This window comes from Elusimicrobiaceae bacterium (assembly GCA_017520185.1).
GTDB lineage: Bacteria > Elusimicrobiota > Elusimicrobia > Elusimicrobiales > Elusimicrobiaceae > Avelusimicrobium.
Genome location: JAFXGO010000012.1, coordinates 12,471 through 29,482 on the forward strand (window position 1 = coordinate 12,471; position 17,012 = coordinate 29,482).

Here is a 17,012-nt window from a genome sequence, read left to right on the forward strand (position 1 = left end):
GGAGTAATTATGTGCGGAATTATTGGATACGTAGGAACTAAGGATAGCGTTGGTTTTTTAATCGAAGGATTAAAGAAGCTGGAGTACCGCGGTTATGATTCCGCCGCAATGGCTGTTGTGCAAGATGGCAGCGTGCATCGGGTACGTGCAATGGGTAAGGTGGCAGAGTTGGAAAAAGCAACGCTGCTATCTAAGATGAATGGAAATTGCGGTATCGGGCATACACGTTGGGCCACATATGGTAAACAAAGTGAAGAAAACGCTCACCCATACACAGATTGTAGCGGAGAAATAGTAGTAGTTCATAACGGTATTATCGAAAATTTTCTTACCTTAAGAGAAAAATTAAAAACTCTCGGACATAAATTTCACAGTGAAACCGATACAGAAGTAATAGCGCACCTGATAGAAGAAAATTTAAAGCATATACATGGTTTAAAAGAGGAAGAAGCACTATTGCGTGCTGTTTTAAAGACCAATAATGAACTGCATGGTGCTTTTGCTTACAGTGTTTTGTGGGCGCGTACACCAAAACAGATTATCGGTGTTAAAAACCAAAGTCCGTTGGTAGTAGGGCTTGGAAAAGATGAAAATTTTTTGGCTACCGATGTCCCAGCTTTTCTTAAATATACCAACAAAGTACTCTTTTTAGAAGACGGGGAAACCGTTGTTTTGACGGAAAAAGACGTTAAACTCTATGGCATAGACGGACAAGAAGCAAAAGTAAAAACTACCAAAATTTCTTGGGACCAGAAAACGTTGGAAAAAAGCGGATATCCGCATTTTATGCTTAAAGAAATCTATGAGCAATCACAAGGTGTAGAAGATACTTTGCGTGCTGCCAAAGAGAATTTTGGCCGTATTTTGGGATTAAAAACAGAAGATTTACGCAAAATAAGAAACGTGTACTTGGTGGGTTGCGGTACGGCCTATCATGCGGCCATGCTCGGAAAGTATTATTTGGAAAATTTTGCCGGTGTGACCGCTTCGGTCGATTTATCCAGTGAGTTTAAGTACCGCACTATTCCTCCGGCCAAAGATACTTTGTGCATTGCCGTCAGTCAATCCGGTGAAACGGCCGACACGTTGGGTGCAGTTAAAAAAGCACAAGAATTGGGCTTTAAGCGTTTGGCTATTTGTAATGTATTGGGTTCTGCATTGACGCGCGCTTGTAATAGTGTGTTTTTTACGCACTGCGGTCCTGAAATCAGTGTGGCTTCCACTAAGTCGTTTACCAGTCAAATAATTTCTTTATATGTTTTGGCTGTTTTCTTAGGGCATGCTTCCGGTAATATCAGCCAAAAAATGTTTGATAGACTGGTTAAAGAATTAATGGCTATGCCCAGAGCGGTGATGGAAACATTAAAAATAGAATATGCGGTGCGTCATTTAACCAAGAAGGTATACAAGTCTAATCGCTTTATTTTCTTGGGGCGCAATGTAGATTATCCCATCGCTTTAGAAGGCGCGCTCAAACTGAAAGAAATTTCTTATTTGCCGGCGGAAGGATTTGCCGCAGGCGAAATTAAACATGGGCCGATTTCTATTATTGATAAAGCCACTCCCGTTATTGTTTTGATGCCTAAAAATCATCTGTTTGATAAAATGCTGTCTGCCTGTCAGGAATGTCGGGCTCGTGGAGCATTTGTGATAGCATTAACTACTCCCGATGGAGAAACGGAGGCTGCTTCTGTTTCGGATAAACAAATTATTGTTCCTCGAACCAGCGAATATTTGCAGCCCATTTTAGATGTTATTGCTTTGCAACTTTTTGCTTATTGGGTGGCTAAACGTTTAGGGCATGATATTGATCATCCGCGTAATTTAGCCAAGAGCGTCACCGTAGAATAGGAGCGCTGATGCGCCTGAATAGGGCCTTAATAAAGTCTTTTTTGCCCATTCGTCCTAAGCATTCTCATAAAGGAACGTTTGGACGGGTGCTGATTATAGCCGGCTGTGAGAAAATGACAGGGGCCGCTGTATTGTGCGCTCGGGCTACACTTCAGGTGGGTGCCGGATTGGTGGCATTGGCCTTGCCTAAAAGCAGCCAATGTATTGCCGCGTCGGCCCTTGCGGAAATGTTAACACTTCCTTTGCCAGAGGAAAACGGGATTCTATCCAAGAGAGCACTACCTCAAATAAATCAGTTTATCCAAGAATTTAATCCCTCCGTTATATTAATAGGTCCCGGCCTTTCTAAGAGTGAGTTGATTGTTGAGTTTTTAAAAACCTGCCGTATCCCTTGTGTAATTGATGCTGACGGATTAAATGCCTTGTCTGCGTTAGCCGCTTTTCCATCATTACCTATGCCTTGTATTTGTACTCCTCATCCGGGAGAAATGGCCAGATTGCTTGATAAGCCTGTTTCTTCAGATCAAGCACAAAGGGAAAATTATGCTAAAAAACTTAGTGCCCAAACAAAAGGAGTCACTGTTTTAAAGGGATTTGAAACGGTGATAACCGATGGAGAAACAATCTATATTAATCCGACGGGAGGCCCTGCTTTAGCCAAAGCCGGCAGCGGGGATGTGTTAGCCGGTTATATTAGTGGGCTTTGGGCTCAGTTGGCCGCGCAGGAAGGGTTGAATAACAATAGTGCCTTGAAAGCAGCCGCCTGTGGAGTCTATTTGCATGGTCTGTGTGGAGATTTGGCTTCCAAAATATTAACGGATTATTGCGTTTTGGCTAGTGATTTGTTGTCTCAACTGCCGAATGCTTTTAAAGAAGTGTTGGATAACGAATAATAAATTTTAAACTATTCAATGAATCAGATATAAATCTTTTATAAATATTTATGAGCAAGAAATTAGTTATATTTGATTTAGACGGTACCCTGTTGGATACCATTTCCGATTTGGCGCAATCTACCAATCAGGCTTTGGAAAAATTGGGCTTTGCTCTGCACCCTCAAAACGCCTACTACCGTTTTGTAGGTAGCGGTATTAATAAACTCTTTGAGCGTGCTCTGCCACCAAATGCCCGTACAACGGAAAATATTGCTAAAGTAAGGGCTTTGTTTGTTCCGTACTATGACGAACATAATGCAGATTTGACTCGCCCCTACGCAGGCATTGTAGAGTTGTTGGAAAATCTACAGAAAAAGGGATTTGTTTTAGCAGTGGCTTCCAATAAATACCAAAGTGCTACCGAAAAATTAGTCCATCACTATTTTCCGCAGATTGCTTTTGCAGCAGTGTTGGGTCAAAGAGACGGTCTGCCCGTTAAACCGGATCCATTGTTTGTAAAAGAGATTTTAAAATCTACTCAAATATCTTCACAAGAAACTTTATACGTCGGTGATTCTGATGTGGATATGCTGACGGCCCAAAATGCGCAAGTGGATTCTTGCGCGGTGACATGGGGCTTTCGTACAAAAGAAGAATTGATGCGTTTCAACCCTGCGTTTGTGGCAGAAAAAGCAGAGGATATTGCCAAGATTTTGCTTTAAATAGTTCGTATTGCTTGTAGAAGATAGCGACGGCAATGCAACATGGAATCTGATTGGTTTTTGGCGAAGTCACTCAAACTAATTAAGGTGAGTGAAAGATTTCTTGGCAGATTGTGAATTATTTTTTCTTCGTAAAATCCGCAGATAAAGCATACCGGCTTTTTATATTTAGCGGCGATATTTAGTACACAAGAGGGAGCCTTACCAAATAAAGTTTGACGGTCTAACTTCCCTTCAGAAGTAATCAATAAATCAGCCCATTTGGTCCATTTGTTTAAGGGTAAATGCTTTTGTAAAAAATCAGCCCCCAAAATAATCTCTGCGTTTAACAATCCATATAATCCCGCGCACAAAGCGCCTGCCGCTGCGGTAGAGGGCGTACGAGCGATATCTTTTCCGGTGGCTTTCTTTACCACCCGTGCGTAAACGGAAAGTGCCTTTTCTAAAGTTTCCACCTGTTTACTCGTAGCTCCTTTTTGTGGGCCGAAAATGCGGGCGGATCCCTTCGGGCCGAGCATGGGGTTGGTGACATCCGCCACTGCATAGATTTTGATATTTTTAATCTGTTTTTGAAGATCGCTCAGATCCAAATGATTTAAGTAAAAAAGCGGTTGAGCACCAAGTGGCAGTTCTGATTTATCTTTCGCCAAAAATCTGGCTCCGAGTGCTTGTGCGATTCCGGCCCCTCCGTCATTGCAGGCCACGCCACCTAAGCCGATATAAATTTTTTTAGCCCCTTTTTTGATGGCGTGAAGCATGGTCTTTCCTACTCCAAAAGAAGATGCATGTAAAGGATCTAATTCTTCTTTTTTAGCGTTGCCTAATCCACAAATACGGGCAGTTTCTATAATGGCGGTTTTTGTGTTGGGCAACCAAAGATAAGTGGCGCAGACTTTTTTGCCAAAGGCATTTTCCGTACGCAAGCGGACGGTTTGCGAGGAGGGGAAAAGGGCCCTCCATAAATCTATAAATCCGTCTCCTCCATCAGATAACGGAAAACTTTTTACAAGATGTTGTTTTTTAAGCGCAGTGCTTAAAACGCGCGCCGTCTGGCGCGCGCTTAAAGAACCTTTAAAACTGTTGGGTAATATTAAAATTTTCATTAAAATTTCCAACTGATTTTGGCGGAAATAACAGTGTTGGCACTATCGGATTGTTTTAACTCAGAGGAGTAGGGAGTAAAAAATTCTTGCACCTCAAGTCCCAGCATCATATCGTCAACGTGTGTTTCCACTCCAAACCCTGCCGCGGCGATAAACGTATTGGCATCGATGGATTTAGAATCGATGCCTCCCCGATAATTAAGAGACAACATTCTGTATCCAACGTTTCCCGTTAAATAAAAAGAGAATAAGTGATCCGGATTGAAATAATAATTGGCCTTTGCCATGATATCAATCATTTGTCCGCTGGTGCTGACGTCCGGGTCATAAGCCAAATATCCATTGTTAATCATGGACTGCTCATTGCCGTCTATGACGGCAGGGTCTAAATCTTTAAAAGAAGCATTGGGAATATTGGCGATGGCTAATGCAGGCCCTAACCATAAATTGCTGCTTTTTAAACGCCATAAAAAGGCTGCTTCTGCGCGTACCCCGTTCCCGCCTACATCATAAGGTTCCGTTCCGGCAAAGCCAGCCCGCTTGGAGTTATCCAATTTTAAATCTCCGCTTTGACTTCCGACCGTAATAGCAAAGTATTTATTGCTATCGGCATCTTTGGGGCGTTTGGCTTTTTTGGCTTCTGCTTTTTTTATCTTTTCTAACTTTCCGCTACGGGCCGCTTCAGCGGTTTGCTGGATTTTTTCTTCAGATTTAGAAGGAGAAACCCCCTTTAAAAAGGCTTCTTCGTCTGTCATTTGTCTGGTGCGTTGGGCGCGGATGTCTGCTGCGGAAACTTCTTGTACAGTCTGTACCTGTCCGTTGACAACTTCGGCTTTTTTTACATCAAATACTTTTTCAATATCCGAGTCAAATGTTAAACCTCCGGCCGCTGGCACAGTGGTTTGTGCAGTAGCGGTGGCTGCGTCAACGGTTAAAGCGGCTTGGCGCTGTGCTTGTTGTGCCAATTCTTTTTGTTCGGCTTGTTTTTGAGAGATGGTCTGTTTGACACTTTCGCCTTGTTCGTAATCATACACTTCTATGGAAACGATTTGAGGCATATCTATATTTACCATGCCTTCATCGGTTTGAAGTTTCATGTTAAATTCGTCCAAATCTACAATGACTCCCACCAACTGAGAGCCGCCTTTTAAAAATACGCGGTGTTTATCCGGTAGAATGGCCTCCACTTCGCGTTGGTTCAGAACCACCGGTCCGTAGGAAGTATTTAGATTGAGTGTATATTCTGTTTGAGAAACAATGGAACCGCTTAAAAAAGTGCCATTTTTAAGTTTGATAGTTTCGGCGAAAGAAAAGGAAAAAATAAAAAGGGATAAAAATAAGGAGAGGGGTTTTTTCATGGCAACTCCAACATACAGGCAAAAAGGCGGCGTTTAGCACGCCGCCTTTTGATAAATTATTTGTCTTGGCTGGAAACAACCACCACTTCTTCTTGGTGGGCTTGGCAGCAGCAAGGAGCCACTGCTTTTTTAATTTTAGCAACGGCTTTGATAATTTTTGCTACCGTAATAAGACCCAACAAAATGCTGAAAACATTCAACAAGAAGCCGAGCAAACTTTCCCGATAAGCAACACCTGTCAACATCGGGGTGGTACTCATCAAGTACACGATATAAATTGCGTAAGCAATGGTCAAGTAGAACAAGGTCACAAAAATCCAGTATAAGCCTTTTAAGCAGAACCAGTTGTGTGGTAAGAATTTGCATTTGCAAGCCATAATATTTCTCCTTTGTTAAAATCCGGCAGGGAAACCCCCACTGCCGTTGTCACTTTATATTGTATCAAAAGCAAGCCCAAAAAAGTGTATTTAAAATAGTTATTTTATTTTGCGAGATGCCTGCAGCATTTGGCGTGCATGGGAAATGGCTGTTTCGTCCGCTTCGGATAAAGCTCCCAACATGCGGGCAATTTCCGGCACTATTTCTTTTTCGGTTAAGGCGCGCAAAGAGACTTCTGTCTTTTTCCCGTCGGTTGCTTTTTCTATGTGAAAGTGCGCATCCGCGCAGGCGGCTACCGTAGCCAAATGGGTGACACATAAAACCTGTCTTCCTTGTGCGACACTGCGCAATTTGTGCCCCACCAAAGTGGCAGTTCTGCCCCCGATGCCGGTGTCCACTTCATCAAAAATCATGGTGGGTACTTCTCCGGCCAAAACAGTTTTAAGCCCTAACATTACGCGGGAAAGTTCGCCGCCGGAAGCGGTTTGGTGCAAGGGTCTTAAGGCTTGGCCCGGATTGGGAGAGAATAAAAATTCTACGCGGTCGGCCCCTGTCTGGGTGGGGTTTTCGCTGTCCATTTCCACCGCAATTTCAAACTCTAGCCCATCAAATCCCAACGGTGTAATTTCTTTTTTTAACAAGGCTGCCAATTTTTGCGCCGCCTCGTAGCGTTTGTCATGCAGTTGCTCACATAAATTATCTAAAGTCTGTCGTGTTTTTTCTACTTCTTGTTGTAATTCTTTTTCCACTAGTTGAGAATTTTGCAAACGGTCAATTTGTTCTTTCATCTGCTGTGCCGTATGCAAAACATCTGATAGTTCGGGACCGTATTTTAATTTCAGGCGTTTTATTTTCTCGTGTCGCGTGAGTAAAGAGTCTAATGTCTGCGGGTCAGCATCTAAGCCGTCGCGGTAAGCGCTGATTTCTTGGCAAGCATCGGATATGAAGGTTTCTGCTTGAGTCAAAGATTCCAACACCGGCTCTAAACTTTCATCTTTTTCCGTCATGTCTTGTACATGCCGAATGGCGCGCCCTAATAACGAAGTGGCAGAAATTTCATCTTCATACAAAGCACGATAGGCCTCTGCTGCTGCTTCTAATAATTTGCCGGCATGTTTGAGTTGTGGTAGTTTTTGGTCTAGTTCCACATCTTCGCCTGATTTGGGATTTATGTTTTCAATTTCTTTTAATTGAAAAAGACACAAATCCAGCTGGCGTTGTTTTTCCTGCTCACTCATTTGTGCGGCTGCTAATTTGGCTTGGGCATCGGTCCAATTTTTCCACGCGTGCTGGGTTTGCTGACGCAACGGCAGCAGTTGGGCAAAGCCATCCAACATTTGCAATTGCACTTCCGTTTGCAGCAGGCTTTGATGTTCGTGTTGACCGTGAAAATCTACCAAAGTTTTACCAATTTCTGCTAAGGCTGCCACCGGTACGGGGCGTTTATTTAAGAAGGCCCTTCCTTTCCCTTTTCTGTCTAAAGAGCGTGTAAAAAGGATAGTTTTTCCATCTAAGGCATATTTTTCTAAAAGAGAAGCAGGTACGGTGTGAGCATCAAATTCTGCTTGTACTTCTACTTTATCAGCACCGTCTTTGATGAAAGAGGCGGAAGCTCTGGCGCCTAAAGCAAAGCCAAGCGCGGCAATGGCTACAGATTTTCCGGCACCTGTTTCTCCGGTAAAGACATTCAAACCGGATTTTGGAGAAAATTCTATAGCGGAAATGACGGCAAAATTTTTAACGGAAAGCCTTTTAAGCATTACGGGTCCCCCATTCCAATTTTCGGCGGAGACGACCAAAAAAATCAAAACTTCCGGCACTGATGAGTTGTGCTTTGTGTGCGTATCGTTGCAGACAGACTTTCTCCGTAGGCTTTAAATAGTAGTTGTTTTGGCCGTCAAAACTGACAACAAAATTTTCTTGTTGATTTTTAAATAGAGGTTCAAAGATTAACCGGCCGTCTGCGCGTAAGATAATGGGCCTTTCCGTTAAACTGTGAGGGCAAATAGGCGTAATGACCCAAGCATCTAAATCGGGGGCCACAATCGGTCCGCCTGCGGCCAAAGAATAAGCGGTAGAGCCTGCCGGTGTGGAGACAATAACGCCGTCTCCATAAAAATGTTTAAGTTCTTTTCCGTTCCAATCAGCACGCAACGTAAAAGCCAACGGGTCTGCCGTTTTAATCACGCAGTCGTTAAAGGCTAAAAGATTTTCAGTGCTTTTTCCGTCTTGGTGCCAAATAGAACCTTGCAAGAGCACCCGTTGAGTAGTGTGATAATTGCCTGCTAAAATTTGTTCTAAACAGTTTTCCGCTTCTTCTGCTTCACAGGCGGATAAAAACCCCAAACTGCCACAGTTAATCGCCAATAGCGGTATGGATAAAGGGGCTGTCTGGCGTGCACAACGCAGGGCAGTTCCGTCTCCTCCCAAACTAACGCAGAGGTCTATTTGGGGACAAGAAGGTAATTGCCGATAATCATTTAAAATTTTGCTTTGGACCCTTTTTTTACACAAAAAATCTGCCAACCGTTTGGCCATATTTTCTGCTAACGGTTGAGAAGGATTAAAAACAAGGGCAATTTTGCGTATATTCATCTGTAGGTCATTCTAGCAAATATGAGGGTGATGCGCCAAAGACAAATAATCTGTTTTATCCTCTCGTTAGAATAGGATCAAAATGATATAATGTAAATAACAGAGTAAAGGAGTTTTTATGTGGGATTATACCGATAAAGTAATGGAACATTTCCGCCACCCGCGCAATGTGGGAGCGATTGAAAATGCCGATGCCACCGGCCAAGTGGGCAGTTTGGTTTGTGGTGATGCATTGAAATTGACTTTGAAAATTAATAAAGAAACCGAAATCATTGAAGATGCCAAATTTGAAACGTTTGGTTGTGCCAGTGCCATTGCCTCATCTTCCGTATTAACGGAAATGATTAAAGGAAAAACTTTAACTGAAGCGGCCAAAATTACCAATCAGGACATTGCCGATGAGTTGGGCTCTTTACCGGCAGAAAAAATGCATTGCTCCGTAATGGGTATGGAAGCCTTAGAAGCGGCAGTGCAAAGTTATCGTCAGGGCGGAAAACCGGTGGTGTTTGAACAAGAATCGGAAAATATAGTGTGTCACTGTTTTAACGTGTCTGAAGAAGCGATTATTAAAGCCATTCGTACCAATCATTTAACCACTGTGGAAGATGTCACTTATTTCACCAAAGCCGGCGGTGCTTGCGGCCGTTGTAAAGGAGAAATCCAAAAGATTTTAGATAAGGTCAATTCCTGTGCGGTGCCTCAGCCGGCGGTAAACGAAGAAAAACCTTTTGCGGATTTAACTATCGTAGAAAAAATTAAACGCATAGAGAAAGTGTTGGAAGAAGACGTGCGTCCGCAACTGAATATGGACGGCGGAAACGTGGAGCTGATAGACGTAAACGGCAGTGTAGTAAAGGTGCGTTTGTTAGGTATGTGCAGCGGTTGTTTGGCCGCTGATGCCACTTTGAAGGGGTTTATCGAAAAAACCCTAAAAGAAAAGTTGGATTCTTCCATCACCATAGAAAGAGCCTAAGGAGTTTTTGTGAAAACGATTTATCTGGATAATAATGCCACTACTCAAGTGCTTCCCGCTGTAGCGGAAGCGATGATGCCCTACTTTACTCAAAAATACGGCAATGCCTCCAGCATGTATCCGATGGCTGCCGAAGCACACAAAGCCATGAATGAAGCGCGTGCTAAAGTGGCGGCTTTGATCGGGGCGGCCTATCCGGACGAAATTATTTTCACTTCTTGCGCCACAGAAAGTGACAATACGGCCATTTTTTCGGCGGTGCGCAGTTTCTCGCAGAAAAAACATATCATCACTTCTAAAGTAGAACATCCGGCCGTCATGCACCCTTACAAATTTTTGGAAAGTCAGGGCTATAAAGTAGATTATATCGGTGTAGATGGAGAAGGTCGTTTTGATATGCAGGCCTATAAGGCAGCATTAGATACAAATACCGCGTTGGTTTCTGTGATGTGGGCCAATAGCGAAACGGGCACCGTTTTCCCGATTGCCGAAATTGCCGCCTTAGCCAAACAATATGGGGCCTTGTTTCATACCGATGCGGTGCAAGTGATAGGCAAGATGCCCATCGATGTACAAGCCGCACAGATTGATATGCTTTCTTTGTCCGGTCATAAATTTCACGCACCCAAAGGAGTAGGCGCTTTGTATGTTAAACGCGGCACTCGATTTACAGAATTTATGATGGGCGGTCACCAAGAAAAAGGCCGTCGGGGCGGTACGGAAAATATTCCTTATATTGTGGGAATGGGCGTAGCGGCGGAGTTGGCGCAAAAAAGAGTCTCTGACGGGTCTTTAACACGAATGGCTGCTTTGCGCGATAAATTGCAAAACGGATTGTTATCTTCTATTGCTGATACAAAGTTGAATGGTGACCCCGAAAATCGCGTACCCAATACTGTTAATATCAGTTTTGGTTATGTGGAAGGGGAAGCGATTTTGATGTATTTAAACGAATATGGCATTTGTGCTTCCTCCGGTTCTGCTTGCACTTCCGGTTCTTTAGAGCCGTCTCATGTGTTGCGTGCAATGGGGGTGGACTTTAAGTTTGCACATGGTTCGGTGCGTTTTTCATTATCTGAATTTACGACTGAAGAAGAAGTGGATAAAGTGCTGGAAGTAATGCCCTCTATCATAGAAAATCTACGCAAAATATCCCCTTTTTCCAGAATGAAATAAATCTTTAGCCCCGATTTTGGGGCTTTTTTAAAGGAGAGAAAATGAAAAAATTATCCCTCATTCTTACGTTATGTCTATTTTCTGCGGTTTTATGGGGCAAAACAACCGTTATCTATCACACCAGTGACACACATGGCTTTTTTTATCCTAAAAATAATAAGGGCGGTTTTGCCGTATTGGGTGCCTTGTTGGCACAAGAAAAAAAGCCGTACTTATTGCTAGACAGCGGAGATTTTGCCGAAGGAACTATTGAGACAAAAACTTCTAAAGGGTTAAAAGCCGTTGAGTTGATGAATAAGGTGGGCTACCACGCTGCTACTTTGGGAAATCATGAGTTTGCTTACGGAGATAGCGCATTGGAAAAAATGCTTTCCAAAACCGAATTTTCCGTATTGGCGGCTAATTTTTTTGAAAAAGATTCTTTCCTCTATCCTAAGCATGTTCGTCCGTACCAAGTGTTTAATATAGACGGGGTCAAAATAGCGGTGATAGGTTTGGCCAACAGAAACCCGACCAAAAATAGCCAAAAGTTTGTCTTTGGAAAGCCTTTAGATGCGTTAAATAAAGTGCTGGCAGAAAAAGAGGTGAAACAAGCGCAAGCAGTTGTAGTGTTGGCGCATGATTCTTTGGCCGATGACCGCCCCGAAAAGCCTTTTTATATGGGGGAGATAGGGCGTAAATTGTCCGACAAAGTGCATGTAGTTTTAGGCGGGCACGCTCATAAAGTTTTCCAAAATGAATATGTGGGAAAAGTGTTATTTGTGGAAAGCGGATATAATTTGAAAAATGTTTCCAAAATCGTCATAGAAACAGATGATAAAACCGGAAAATTTGTCCGGGCTTCTTCCGAATTTATTTCTCTAAATGAAGATAGAATAGGTAAAAATGAGACGATAGAAAAATGGGCAGAAACCATCAAGGAACCGGGAGTGGATGAGGTTTTGGGGGAATTAAAAAATGATCTTTCTTTAAAGCCTTTGTTTAAAAATCATAAAGATACTTCTGCCGATAATTGGGTAGCTGATTTAGCAAGAGAATATAGTCAAACGGATATTTTTGTAAGCAATGTAGGCGCAGTGCGCGTGCCTTTGTACGCCGGTCCTGTGACGCGACGCGATATAATTGATATGTTCCCGTTTGATGATCAAGTGGTCAAAATGCAAGTGAACGGACAATTTTTGAAAAGTTTGCTCAAAGATACGTTGCTTCCGCGCAATTTGCTTAGTTTTTCAGGTTTAAAGGTGGAATATAAAAATAAAAACGGTAAAATAAAAAACTTGAAAATTTGGGTGAATGGGAAGCCTGTTAAAAATCACCAGTGGTATACACTAGGAACGAACTCTTATTTGGCACGCAAAAGGTTTAATAGGGTGGCAGACCAGCAAACGGTGGGGGAAAAAACGATCCGCACCCTGATAGAAGATGCCCTGCGCAAAGTACCTGTTTTGGCCCCAGACAGCGGAAGAATTATAGAGAAATAATTTGTTTTTTTCAAATGCCCGCTCTTGAAGCGGGTATTTGGTTTTTGTTAGGATAAAATAGACGGTTTATGACGAATTTTGAGGAGAAAAAAATGAAAAAACTGTTCTTGTTGCTTATTTTGTCTTTTTCTGCGGCAGGCTTGTTTGCCGCTACTACGGTTATTTATCATACCAGCGATATGCATGGCTTTTATTATCCTAAGGCCGGTGTAGGCGGTGCGGCAGTACTAGCTGAATTGATAGATGAAGGGCCGGAAGATTATTTATTACTTGATTCGGGCGATTTTTCCAACGGAACAGCCGAAGCTAAAAACTCCAAAGGCTTAAAAAGTGTAGATATTATGAATAAGTTAGGTTTCCACGCGGCTACTATCGGAAACCATGAGTTCGATTTTAAAGACAAAGGTGTGGCTCCTATTCTGCAAAGGGCCCAATTTCCCCTATTGGCTGCCAATTTTTTTGAAAAAGAAACCGGTAAATATCCCGAAGGAGTAAAACCCTATCAAATTTTTGAAGTAGATGATGTTGAGGTGGCTGTAATTGGTTTGGCCAATACCAACCCGACTAACAAAAGCAAAAAATATAAATTTACTCAACCTTTACCGGCTTTGGAAAAAGTATTAAAAGAAAAAGCATTGCAACAGGTCGATATCAAAGTAGTAATCGTGCATGATGCTTTGGTAGATGAGGAACATGGTACTCAGGCCTACATTAGCCAAATTGCCGAAAAGTTTGGTGATCAAATAAACGTAGTCTTTGGTGGGCATGCTCATCATATCGTGCAGAACCATTACATCAATGGCGTGTTATTTGTAGAAAGCGGAAATTACTATCAATCCGTCAGCAAAGTAGTTATTGAAACCGACGATGAGACAGGCAAGGTGCTTTCTGCTAAATCTGAGTTGATTCCGTTAGTCGTAGAAAAAATAGGTTTAGATGATGATATGGCAGAATATGCGGAATCTTTAAAAGAGCCCGGTATGGACGAGGTATTTGGAGAAGCGGCGGAAAAAGTCAGCCGTGAGGCTTCTAATCCTCAGCACAAAGACGGTCCGCTGAATAACTGGATTGCAGATTTAGGCCGCGTGTATGCAGGGACAGAGATTTTTGTGCATAACAACGGTGGTACTCGTATCGATATGGAGAAAGGCACCATTACAAAGCGCGAAACAGTAGATATGCATCCGTTTGAAAACACCATTTTCAAAATGACCGTAGACGGAAAGTTTTTGAAATATTTAGTCAAAAAATCCTTATTGCCGCGTAGTTTATTTACTTATTCCGGTATGACGATTACCTACCGCAATAAAAAAGGCAAAATAAAAGATTTGAAAATATACGTCAACGGAGAACCGGTGGAAAACCGCAAACAATATACTTTGGCCACCAATGAATATATCGCTTTCGGTGGCAGTGAAGGTTGGCCTTTTAACCGCATTAATAATGAGAAAAAAGAAAAAGTGGGCACAGGAAATGTGCGTACCATCTTGGAAGAAGGTATCAAAAAATATTCTCCGGTAAAAGCGGTGGCTACGGGCCGTATAGTAGAAGTGAAGTGATGAAAAAATTAGTCTGCTTATTTCTTTTATTCTTAGGAGGTTGTGCCGAACATCAACAAGCGGATGTGAATTTGTTTTTCACGTCGGATATTGAGGGTGTTTTTTGGTCCAGACCAGAGCCTTTATATGGAAACGAAGAAATTGGCGGTCTTGCTGTTTTGAAATCTTTTTTAAACAAACAAACAATCCCCTTTGTCTTGCTTGACGGCGGAAATTGGTTTTCCCAAACGCCGGAGGGTAATTTGACCAAAGGGGATTATTTAAATTCTATTGCCGCTTCTTTGCCTTATTCCGCTCGTCTGTTTACGGAGAAAGATTTAGGCTATGGCTGGGGATCTTTGAGCCAAATTATCCAACAGTCTTCCGCTCCTTTTATTGCCAGCAATGTGACGCTAACTAATGGCAAAATCCCTGCCGGAGTGAGCCCTTTATTATTAGAAGAAGTGCAAGGAATTAAGATTGGCTTTTTGGGTTTGGTGGGTCAAGATGCTTTGAAAGGAAAACAGCGGTTGGGCGGTTTGAAAATCATGGACGAGGTGAAAGCCGCAAAAGAGGCCGTGCTGCAACTGCGTGAAAAGGGTGCCCAAGTGATTGTGCTGCTCAGTGCATTGGGAATCTCTGATGAAAAAGATGCGTTGACAGATGCGGCTTTGGCAGAAGAAGTAGAAGGGATCGATGTTATTTTGAGTGCCGACTTAGGGCGAGAAGGAGCGGAGTTTACTCAAGTAAGAAAAACGCTGATTGTATATCCCGGCTCTAAATTGGACAGTGTGGCCAAAGTTGGATTATTTTTTAATAAAGATAAAGAACTGACAAAAACCAAATTTGAAGATGTGGTATTGTATCGCAGAGATTTTGGTTTTGATATACATGTAGGCCAACTGACGGAAGATTTACGCCGAATGACGCGTAATCAGATGGATCGTCCTGTCGGGAAATTGGAAAAAGATTTGACGGGTAATTTGCAAGGAGAATCCTCTTTGGGAAATTGGGCCGCTGATTGTCTGCGTAAGTGGGCCAAAACCGATGTGGCTATTTTAAACGCAGATTCCCTTCGTAAAGATTTATCTGCCGGTACAGTCACTCAATATGATTTGTATCAGTTATATCCATATGCCGATCATGTGACCTTGCTAAATATGAAAGGAGATGCCCTGTTAAATGCTTTGGAAGAAGGTTTAAATACGACGGGGCACTTTGCTCAGATATCGGGCTTAAAAATCCGCTACTCTTTGTCTGCTCTACCTAACAGAAGGATTGTCGGTGCGTGGGTAAAAGGAGTTCCCATTTCTACCAAGTCTACTTATCGCGTAGCGGTGACGGATTATATGTTGGCCGGTGGTGCAGGGCATGACGGATTTATTGATTCTTTGGAATTTAAAAATACGCAAGTGGAAATGCGTACGGTGCTTGGCTTGTGTTTGTCCTCCAAAAATCAAGAAAAAACGGATGTACAAAAAAGGTGGAACAGTATAAAATGAAAAATTTAGTCCGCCCCTTATCCATTGGTTCTTTTACTGCTTCTAATAATTTGTGGCTGGCCCCGATGGCCGGTATTACAGACGGTCCTTTTCGGGCTTTATGTTTGCGTGGCGGGGCTGGAGTCGTCTGCGCGGAAATGGTGTCTGCTCATGCGCTACATTACGAAAATCCTCGCAGTTTGCGAATGTTGAGCATCCGTGAACGGGAAAAACCGGTCTCTATGCAGATTTTCGGATCCGATGAACAAACTATTGCACAGGCTGCTTTGGCTGCAGAAGCGCGCGGTGCGGATATTATCGATATTAATGCTGGTTGTCCTGTAAAAAAAATCAATCGCGCCGGAGCAGGCTGTATATTGATGAAAGACCCCGCTCATTTAGGCCGTTTAGTGGCTGCCGCCGTAAAAGCCGTTAAAGTGCCGGTGACACTTAAAACGCGGATTTCTTTAAAACGCGGTAAATTGTTGGGGGATGAACTTGCCCGTATTGCCGAAAATGAGGGTGCGGCGGCAGTGCTGATGCATGCGCGCGCGGCAGAAGACGTGCACACCGGAGAGCCGGATTTGGAAGCCTTAGCAAAGGTGTGCGCTAGTGTCAAAATCCCTGTGTTAGGTAATGGGGGTATCAATAGTGCTCAAATGGCTAAAAATTTCTTTGATGCCGGTTGCGCAGGTCTTTTAATTGGGCGTGCGGCAGTGGGAAACCCTTATATTTTTCGCGATATTGCTCAAGAACTTACAGGCGGAAATCCGCAACCGTTGGATAATCGCCGCCGAGTGGAAATTTATTTGGCATTGATTGAAGAAAATATAGCCCACTATGGTGAAAAAATAGGCATTGGCCGTAGCAAAAAAACGGCAGGGTATTGGTTGCGTGATTTTGCCGGTGCAGCCGAAGTGCGCGGAAAATTTGTCCGCATGGAAAAATTTACCGATATTAAAGCCCTTTTTTCCAGTCTGATTTTTTAAATTTCCCTATACATTGTGCTTTTGTTTTGCTATAATATCTAGGAAACCACGAGTCATTAACATGCAGTGGCCACCACTCCGCTGCGCTTTAATAACAAAAGGTAAACAGAAACTTATGACGAAAACTTTTTTACCTTCCGTCAAGGAAGTAGAAACCACCCGTGCTTGGCATCACATTGATGCTACGGGCCAAACCCTGGGCAGATTGGCTACTCGCGTAGCTGTGCTCTTGATGGGTAAACACAAAAGAACCTTCACCCCTCACATGGATTGTGGAGATTTTGTAGTTGTCACCAACACCGATAAAATTAAGGTGACCGGTAATAAAATGGAAGAAAAAATTTATTTCTCCCACTCCGGCTATGCCAAAGGCGCCAAAGAAACCCCGCTCAAACGTCAGTTTGAAAAGGATTCCACCAAAGTATTGGAATTGGCCGTCAAACGCATGTTAGACGTCAACCGCTTGCGCGCTCCGCGCATGAAACGCCTCCG

General features: G+C 43.0%; 15 protein-coding genes. 10 read left to right on the top strand and 5 right to left on the bottom strand.

The features are described from left to right. The first annotated feature begins 9 nt into the window (after positions 1-9). Genes glmS through IKL48_02025 form a run of 3 tightly spaced genes read left to right on the top strand, consistent with a single transcriptional unit; the run spans position 10 to position 3,448 of the window. The gene (glmS, locus tag IKL48_02015) at positions 10-1,851 is read left to right on the top strand and encodes a glutamine--fructose-6-phosphate transaminase (isomerizing) (GenBank protein MBR3603455.1); all 1,842 of its coding nucleotides are present in this window, start codon (positions 10-12) and stop codon (positions 1,849-1,851) included. A gap of 8 nt (positions 1,852-1,859) precedes the next feature. Beyond that, positions 1,860-2,744, top strand: coding sequence for an NAD(P)H-hydrate dehydratase (locus IKL48_02020; protein ID MBR3603456.1), 885 nt, complete (start codon positions 1,860-1,862; stop codon positions 2,742-2,744). A 50-nt stretch (positions 2,745-2,794) separates the two neighbouring features. Then, positions 2,795-3,448, top strand: coding sequence for an HAD family hydrolase (locus tag IKL48_02025; GenBank protein ID MBR3603457.1), 654 nt, complete (start codon positions 2,795-2,797; stop codon positions 3,446-3,448). Here the strand turns inward: IKL48_02025 and IKL48_02030 are convergent. The 5 genes from IKL48_02030 to IKL48_02050 form a co-directional block, all read right to left on the bottom strand. Further along, on the bottom strand, positions 3,445-4,551 hold the full coding sequence (locus IKL48_02030) for a glycerate kinase (protein ID MBR3603458.1): 1,107 nt from the start codon (positions 4,549-4,551) through the stop codon (positions 3,445-3,447). The two genes, IKL48_02025 and IKL48_02030, sit on opposite strands and share 4 nt — an antisense overlap. Beyond that, on the bottom strand, positions 4,551-5,909 hold the full coding sequence (locus IKL48_02035; GenBank protein ID MBR3603459.1) for a hypothetical protein: 1,359 nt from the start codon (positions 5,907-5,909) through the stop codon (positions 4,551-4,553). Before IKL48_02035 ends, IKL48_02030 begins: the two co-directional genes overlap by 1 nt. Before the next feature lie 56 nt (positions 5,910-5,965). Then, the gene (locus IKL48_02040; GenBank protein MBR3603460.1) at positions 5,966-6,286 is read right to left on the bottom strand and encodes a hypothetical protein; all 321 of its coding nucleotides are present in this window, start codon (positions 6,284-6,286) and stop codon (positions 5,966-5,968) included. A gap of 99 nt (positions 6,287-6,385) precedes the next feature. After that, positions 6,386-8,047 (bottom strand): DNA repair protein RecN, encoded by a 1,662-nt coding sequence (gene recN / locus IKL48_02045; GenBank protein MBR3603461.1) that lies wholly within the window; start codon positions 8,045-8,047, stop codon positions 6,386-6,388. Then, positions 8,040-8,882, bottom strand: a complete 843-nt coding sequence (locus IKL48_02050) for an NAD(+)/NADH kinase (protein MBR3603462.1) — start codon at positions 8,880-8,882, stop codon at positions 8,040-8,042. The genes recN and IKL48_02050 overlap by 8 nt, the downstream gene beginning before the upstream one ends. A 118-nt stretch (positions 8,883-9,000) precedes the next feature. On the opposite strand from IKL48_02050, the gene nifU reads away from it, so the two are divergent. The 7 genes from nifU to rplM form a co-directional block, all read left to right on the top strand. Continuing rightward, entirely contained in the window at positions 9,001-9,855 is an 855-nt protein-coding gene (gene nifU / locus IKL48_02055) for a Fe-S cluster assembly protein NifU (protein ID MBR3603463.1), read from the top strand. A 9-nt stretch (positions 9,856-9,864) separates the two neighbouring features. Beyond that, positions 9,865-11,031, top strand: coding sequence for a cysteine desulfurase NifS (gene nifS, locus IKL48_02060; GenBank protein ID MBR3603464.1), 1,167 nt, complete (start codon positions 9,865-9,867; stop codon positions 11,029-11,031). 41 nt (positions 11,032-11,072) lie between these two features. Next, complete coding sequence (locus IKL48_02065; GenBank protein MBR3603465.1) at positions 11,073-12,512, top strand: bifunctional metallophosphatase/5'-nucleotidase; 1,440 nt, start codon at positions 11,073-11,075, stop codon at positions 12,510-12,512. Between the two features lie 92 nt (positions 12,513-12,604). Then, on the top strand, positions 12,605-14,071 hold the full coding sequence (locus IKL48_02070; protein ID MBR3603466.1) for a bifunctional metallophosphatase/5'-nucleotidase: 1,467 nt from the start codon (positions 12,605-12,607) through the stop codon (positions 14,069-14,071). Then, on the top strand, positions 14,071-15,552 hold the full coding sequence (locus IKL48_02075) for a bifunctional metallophosphatase/5'-nucleotidase (GenBank protein ID MBR3603467.1): 1,482 nt from the start codon (positions 14,071-14,073) through the stop codon (positions 15,550-15,552). The genes IKL48_02070 and IKL48_02075 overlap by 1 nt, the downstream gene beginning before the upstream one ends. Continuing rightward, positions 15,549-16,520 carry a tRNA-dihydrouridine synthase gene (locus tag IKL48_02080; GenBank protein ID MBR3603468.1) on the top strand — a complete coding sequence of 324 codons (972 nt, stop codon included), beginning with the start codon at positions 15,549-15,551 and terminating at the stop codon, positions 16,518-16,520. Before IKL48_02075 ends, IKL48_02080 begins: the two co-directional genes overlap by 4 nt. Before the next feature lie 115 nt (positions 16,521-16,635). Next, on the top strand, positions 16,636-17,012 hold a 377-nt coding region (rplM, locus tag IKL48_02085; GenBank protein ID MBR3603469.1), incomplete at its 3' end, for a 50S ribosomal protein L13.

Coding starts and splice junctions, on each gene's coding strand:
- IKL48_02020 (MBR3603456.1), top strand. CDS start 1,860: ATGCGCCTGAATAGGGCCTTAATAAAGTCTTTTTTGCCCATTCGTCCT.
- IKL48_02070 (MBR3603466.1), top strand. CDS start 12,605: ATGAAAAAACTGTTCTTGTTGCTTATTTTGTCTTTTTCTGCGGCAGGC.
- IKL48_02025 (MBR3603457.1), top strand. CDS start 2,795: ATGAGCAAGAAATTAGTTATATTTGATTTAGACGGTACCCTGTTGGAT.
- IKL48_02035 (MBR3603459.1), bottom strand. CDS start 5,909: ATGAAAAAACCCCTCTCCTTATTTTTATCCCTTTTTATTTTTTCCTTT.
- IKL48_02030 (MBR3603458.1), bottom strand. CDS start 4,551: ATGAAAATTTTAATATTACCCAACAGTTTTAAAGGTTCTTTAAGCGCG.
- IKL48_02065 (MBR3603465.1), top strand. CDS start 11,073: ATGAAAAAATTATCCCTCATTCTTACGTTATGTCTATTTTCTGCGGTT.
- IKL48_02040 (MBR3603460.1), bottom strand. CDS start 6,286: ATGGCTTGCAAATGCAAATTCTTACCACACAACTGGTTCTGCTTAAAA.
- glmS (MBR3603455.1), top strand. CDS start 10: ATGTGCGGAATTATTGGATACGTAGGAACTAAGGATAGCGTTGGTTTT.
- IKL48_02080 (MBR3603468.1), top strand. CDS start 15,549: ATGAAAAATTTAGTCCGCCCCTTATCCATTGGTTCTTTTACTGCTTCT.
- recN (MBR3603461.1), bottom strand. CDS start 8,047: ATGCTTAAAAGGCTTTCCGTTAAAAATTTTGCCGTCATTTCCGCTATA.
- IKL48_02050 (MBR3603462.1), bottom strand. CDS start 8,882: ATGAATATACGCAAAATTGCCCTTGTTTTTAATCCTTCTCAACCGTTA.
- nifU (MBR3603463.1), top strand. CDS start 9,001: ATGTGGGATTATACCGATAAAGTAATGGAACATTTCCGCCACCCGCGC.
- IKL48_02075 (MBR3603467.1), top strand. CDS start 14,071: ATGAAAAAATTAGTCTGCTTATTTCTTTTATTCTTAGGAGGTTGTGCC.